Origin of the sequence: Amycolatopsis rhizosphaerae, assembly GCF_007713715.1 — a bacterium.
Classification (GTDB): domain Bacteria; phylum Actinomycetota; class Actinomycetes; order Mycobacteriales; family Pseudonocardiaceae; genus Amycolatopsis_E; species Amycolatopsis_E rhizosphaerae.
Genome location: NZ_VJWX01000598.1, coordinates 1 through 3,944, shown reverse-complemented (window position 1 = coordinate 3,944; position 3,944 = coordinate 1). Strand labels below are relative to the sequence as shown.

3 protein-coding genes and 1 pseudogene are annotated in these 3,944 nt (G+C 73.0%); all 4 read left to right on the top strand.

Features of this window, described 5'->3' with window-relative positions; all coding sequences use genetic code 11:
- Window positions 1-702 (top strand): annotated as a pseudogene (locus FNH05_RS33900) (fibronectin type III domain-containing protein); the annotation flags it as partial.
- Entirely contained in the window at window positions 674-1,627 is a 954-nt protein-coding gene (locus FNH05_RS33895; RefSeq protein ID WP_144592935.1) for an AAA family ATPase, read from the top strand. The pseudogene FNH05_RS33900 and the gene FNH05_RS33895, both read left to right, overlap by 29 nt.
- 2 nt (window positions 1,628-1,629) lie before the next feature.
- On the top strand, window positions 1,630-2,754 hold the full coding sequence (locus tag FNH05_RS33890; RefSeq protein WP_144592934.1) for a DUF58 domain-containing protein: 1,125 nt from the start codon (window positions 1,630-1,632) through the stop codon (window positions 2,752-2,754).
- An 8-nt stretch (window positions 2,755-2,762) separates the two neighbouring features.
- The coding region (locus FNH05_RS33885) for a TgpA N-terminal domain-containing protein (RefSeq protein WP_222426788.1) at window positions 2,763-3,944 on the top strand (1,182 nt) is incomplete at its 3' end.

Below are 3,944 nucleotides of genomic sequence, written 5' to 3'. Positions count from 1 at the left end.
TACGTGATCACCGTGGCCGCGGAGAACTCGGCGGGCCGCGGGGCGGCGGTCAGCGCCGGCGCGGTGGTGCCGGGGCGCGCGGCGGATGCGCCGAGGGTCACCGCGACCGCGGGCTCCGGCGGGATTTCGGTCAGCTGGACCACCCCGAACCTCTACGGGGCCACCCTGGACCACTACGTGGTGAGCGCCTCGGGCCAGGGCGACCGCTCGGTGTCCGGCACGACCACGTCCTACCAGGGGCTGACCGGATCGGTCACCTTCACGGTCCGCGCGGTCACCCGCTACGGAGGGGCCGGTTCGGCGGTGCTCACCGGAAGCCCCGGCTCGGCGAAGGCCGCCGTGGCGACGGGACCGCCCACCGTGAAGATCACCAGTGTGCGCAGCACGAACGCCCTGCTCGTGAACGTCAACGCCGACGGCAAGGGCGGCGCCGCGACCTGCCAGGCGAGCTTCGTGGGTGTCACGTCCCCCTGGACGCCCTGTTCCGGTCCCACCCAGTTGACCATCTCGAACGTCCTGTGGGCCGGTGCCATCACGATCAAGGTCACGATCAAGAATTCGGCGGGCAGCGCCACGGACAGCTGGACGGGCACTCCCCAGTGGAACTTCGTGTTCTGGTTCTTCCCGGCGCTGCTGGGCCGCAAAAAGCGGCGAAACGCAAGAAAGGTACGTCGTGACTCCCACGCCCAAAGCGGCTTATGACCTCATCGCCGACAACGTGCAGACGGTGCTGCGCGGCCATCCGGACACCGTCCGGCTGGCCGTGGCCGCCCTGTTCGCCGAGGGCCACCTGCTGATCGAGGACGTGCCGGGCGTCGGGAAGACGACGCTGGCGCGGTGCATCGCGGCGAGCATCGGGGGCCGCTGGAACCGGATCCAGTTCACCCCGGACCTCCTGCCCGGCGACATCACCGGCGTGATGGTCTACCACCAGAACGCCGAGCAGTTCCAGTTCCACCCTGGCGGGATCTTCGCCAACGTGGTGCTGGCCGACGAAATCAACCGGGGGACGCCGAAGACCCAGGCCGCCCTGCTCGAAGTGATGGCGGAGCGCCGGGTGACCGTCGACTCGGTCAGCCAGGAGGTCCCGCGGCCGTTTCTGGTGGTGGCCACCCAGAACCCGATCGAGATGGAGGGCACCTACCGCCTGCCCGAGGCCCAGCTGGACCGGTTCCTGATGCGCCTGTCGATCGGCTATCCGCAACACGACGCCGAGGTGCTGGTGGTGCTGGGTGACTGCGCCGGGATCAGCCCGGACGAGGTGCGGCCGGTGCTCGGCATCGACGACGTGCAGCAGGTGATCGCCCAGGTCCGCCAGTCCCATCTGGCGCCGGAAATCGTCTCCTACGCGGTCCGGCTGGCCGCCGCCAGCCGGACCCATCCGGCCATCCGGTACGGTGCCAGCCCGCGCGGCAGCATCGCGCTGATCCGCGCGGCACAGGCCCTCGCCGCGACCCACGGCCGCGACTTCGTGACCCCGGACGACGTGAAGGACGTGGCGCACCCGGTGCTCGGCCATCGCCTCGTGCTCACCCCGGAGGCGGAGCTCAACCAGCGGAACACCCGGGAAGTGGTGGACGAACTGCTGGCCGACACCGCCGCGCCTACTGTCGCGATCGGACGGTAGCGGTGCGGCTGACCCGCCGCGGCTTCGCCGTTCTCGCCGGGGCCGCCTGCTGTTACCTCCTGGGCGAACTGGCCGGATACACCCTGTTCCGCGCGATCGCCGGGATCGCGTTGGGGGCCGTGGCCGCGGCGGTGGCCCTCACCCGGTTCCGGCCGAAGGTCGAGGTCACCCGGTCCGTCTACCCGGACCGGATCGAACGGGGCCGTCCCGCGCTGGCCACCCTGGTCGTCCGCAACGGGACCGGGCGACGGCACGGCGGCTTCGCCGCCGACGACCGCGTCGGGTCCGAAGTGCACGAGGTCGCGGTCCGCCCGCTCGCTCCCGGTGCCGCGGCCACCTACCACTACGAGCTTCCGACCGCCTCGCGCGGCAGGCTCCCGGTGGGACCGCTGGTGCTGAACCGGTCCGACCCCTTCGGCCTCGCCCGCGGCGAGGCGAGGGTGGGCAGCACCGCATACCTCTGGTCGTATCCCCGGCTCCACCCGGTTCATCCGGCGAGGGAGGGGCATCCTCGCCATCACCACGACGGGCCGATCACCGACCCGCCCCTGCGCGGTTCGGTGGACCTGCTCGCGGTCCGGGAGTACGTGATCGGCGACGAAGTCCGCTACCTGCACTGGAAGGCCACCGCGCGGACCGGGCGGCTCATGGTGCGCGAATACGCCGATCCGGCCCAGCCGCGCTTCACCGTGGTGCTGGATACCAGGCCCGCCGCGCTGAGCGCGGAGGAATTCGAGGAGGCCGTCGAGGTGGCGGCCTCGCTGCTGTACGCCGCGGCGGCGGAGGGACAGTACTGCCGCCTGATCACCTCCAGCGGCACCAGCACCCCGGTCGACAGCGGCCTGCGGGTGGCCAGGGTGCTGCTGGACGAACTGTGCCTGGTCGCCCGGAACGCGGCGGAGGACGCGCCGCTCGTCCCCGCTTCGCTGATCACGGGGGCGCGGCCGGGCGGCGCACTGGTCGTGGTCACCGGCCGGGACACCGAACTCGGCACGGCGAGCCGATGGCGGCCGGACACGGTGATCCGGCTCGGCGGCACGCGGGCGGCCTCGGGGAGCGCCGGGGTGATCACCGCAGGGAACGCGGCCGAGGCCGTGGCGAAATGGAATGCCGTGGGGGTCCGGTGAACGAGCACATGTCCCGTCCTGACGCCGCCGGGGTCGCCGGGCTGCTCGGCGCCACGGTGGTGTCCGGGCTGCTGTTCACGCCGGTGTTCGGCCTGGCCGCACTGGTGGTCCCGCTGCTCGTGGTCGCGCTCCTCGGCTACGGCTGTTACGAGTTGTGCGCACGACGGACGGCACTGGTGCCGTGGCGGCCGATCCTCGTGCTCGCGACCGGTCTGCTCGGGCTGGTCGAATCCGTGCTGTTCGCGACCACCACCGGTGGGCTGCCCACCGCGGCCACGCTGAGCAGCCTCGGCCGCGGGCTGACGCGGGGCTGGCTGCTCACCCTGCAGTCGACCCTGCCCGCCCGGCCGGACGCCGAACAGGTGCTGTTCGTCCCGCTGGCGGTACTGCTCGCGGTGGCACTCGGCCTGGAAATCCTCCTCCGGCTGCGCAAACCGCTCCCGGCGTTGCTGCCGAGCCTGGCCGTGGCCGGGCTCGCCCAGGCGTACCAGGCCCTCACCGGTGTCACCGCGATGCTGGCCGCACTGGCCTACCTGGCCCCGGCCGGGCTGCTGCTGTGGGCGGGCCGCGCCACCCGGTCCGCCCGATCCACCCGGTCCACCCGGTCCACCCGGTCCGCCCGGTCCGGCGCGGTCCGGCGGCCGTCGTGGGCGGGCGTCATGCTGGCCCTCCCCACCGTGATCGGGGTTCTCGCCGGAGCCGTCGCCCTCGGCGGCCTCGATCCGGCGGGCCGCGAGCCGTACCGCCTCGCCGACGGCCACCCGGCGCCCCCGCCGCCCGGGGGGCTCACCAACCCGCTCGACGAGATCGCGTCCCGGCTGGCCGATCCCGGCCAGGAGGTGTTCCGCTACCGCAGCGACGCGGCCGTCGGCCGGTGGCGGCTGGTCGTGCTGGACGAGTTCGACGGAGCCACCTGGTCGGCCGACACGCGGTTGCAGCGCATGGGCACCCGCCTCACCGCGGCTCCGGGCTCCACTGTGGACAGTGCTGAGGTCCGGTTGCCGGACTCCTCCGGCCCCTGGCTGCCCAGCCAGCCGAACCCGGTGAGCGTGGACGGCGCGGCTCCGCTGGTGGACCAGTCCGCGGGCACCCTGCTCAGCACGGCGGGGGGCGGGGAAACCCGGTACACGTTGACCTGGGCGACACCGGAGGCCGAGGCCGGACGCCTCGGCCTCGCCGAGGTGGACACG